Here is a 1,675-nt window from a genome sequence, read left to right as displayed (position 1 = left end):
GCCTCGTAGCCGGCGATGCCGCCGTCGAGCACGGTCACCGAGTCGGGGTCGACGCCCACGGACTCGAGCCGCTCGTTCGCCTGGCGGGCTCGGTTTCCGGACTGGCAGATGAGGACGACCTGGCCGGGCAGGCGGGTGGCGAACTCCTCACCGTGCTCGGCGAGCAGGGGCAGCGGCACGTTGTAGGAGCCGCGGATGTGCACCGAGGAGAACTCGGCCCCGGAGCGCACGTCGATGACGGTGGGCGGGGTGTCAGAGTCCATCGCCTCTCGCAGATCGGCGGGAGCGATGGTCGGGGCGTTCGTCAGCGTGGAGAGCATGGGTGAAGCGATGTCCTTTGACTGTTCGGGGTGTGTGGGGGTGTCGGGGTGGTGGCGCCGGGCGCCACCGGACCCGGGGGCCGGACGGGTGTCCGGCCCCCGGGTGTGGGCGCGACCGGTCAGACGGTCGCGAGGTTGCGCTCGGACCAGGCGGCGTAGCTGCCCTCGAGCTCGACCACGCGGTAACCGGCGCGACGCAGGGCGCTGGCCGCGACCGAGTTGCGGACGCCGCTCTGGCAGTAGGTCACGATCGGTCCGTCGGTCGGGAGCCGGTCGAGGTTCCACAGCGCCCGGCCGCCGCTGAGCTGCTCGGAGCCCGGGATGTGGCCGTCGGAGTGCTCGGTCTTGTTGCGCACGTCCAGCACCATCGCGGAGTCGAACGAGGCGAGCTCGTCCGGCCCGATCATCTCGGGGGTCGTCATCGGCAGACCCTCGAAGCTGGTCGTGTAGCCGGTGACCGTGTCGATTCCGACGCGCAGCAGGTGATCGCGCAGCGCCTCGGCCATCTCGACGTCCTCGGCCAGGACCACCAGGGGCGTGTCCTCCTTCTCGGGGTCGTAGACCCAGGCGCCGAAGGACGCGGCCTTGTCGACGCCGGGGATGTTGAGCGCCCCGGGGACGGTGCCGGCGTGGACCTCGTCCTGGCCACGGGTGTCGACGACGACGACCTCGTTCGCTTCGAGGGCGTCGGCCAGCTCGAGGGTGCCGAACTCGCGGAGCGGGGCCAGTGCGCCCAGCACCGCGGGGCCCTCCTTGTTCTGCCGCTTCATGCGGCCGAAGTAGGCGTGCGCGTCCGGCTGTCCGTCGAGCATCTCGTCGATGAAGCCCTGCTCGTCGTCACGCTCGACGTACCCGGCCCACCATGCGAAGCGGCGCTCGTAGCCGACGCTGGTCGACGGCAGCGCGCCGAGGGCCTTGCCACAGGCGCTGCCCGAACCGTGGCCGGGGAAGACCTGGACGTGGTCCGGCAGGGTGACGAAGGAGTCCTTCAGGCTGCGGAAGATCTGCTTGGCGCCCTCGAAGCGGGTGTCGACCCCACCCGCGGCCTCGTCGAGCAGATCCGGTCGGCCGAGGTCTCCGGAGAAGACGAAGTCGCCGGTCAGCATGTATCCGGGGCTGTCCGCGAAGGCGCCGTCGGTGATGAGGAACGACAGGTGCTCCGGGGTGTGGCCCGGGGTGTGCACGACCTCGACGGTGATGTTGCCCAGCTTGAGCTGGTCACCGTGGTGCAGGCGCTCCGCTTCGAACCCGTACTGCCAGTCGTCGCCGCCCTCGCCGGAGACGTAGGCGGTCGCGCCGGTGGCCTGCGCGAGCTCACGGGTGCCGGACAGGTAGTCGGCGTGGATGTGGGTCTC

At 70.9% G+C, this 1,675-nt stretch carries 2 protein-coding genes; both read right to left on the bottom strand.

Annotated features, from left to right (window positions below):
* Positions 1-320 (bottom strand): rhodanese-like domain-containing protein (locus tag G6023_RS07910; RefSeq protein ID WP_182634863.1); only part of this gene is annotated, 320 nt, incomplete at its 3' end.
* A gap of 119 nt (positions 321-439) precedes the next feature.
* Positions 440-1,675: rhodanese-like domain-containing protein (locus G6023_RS07905; RefSeq protein WP_182634861.1), on the bottom strand; the 1,236-nt coding region annotated here is incomplete at its 5' end.

Source organism: Dietzia sp. DQ11-71 (assembly GCF_014144995.1).
Taxonomy (GTDB): domain Bacteria; phylum Actinomycetota; class Actinomycetes; order Mycobacteriales; family Mycobacteriaceae; genus Dietzia; species Dietzia kunjamensis.
This window is presented reverse-complemented; position numbering and strand designations above follow the sequence as displayed.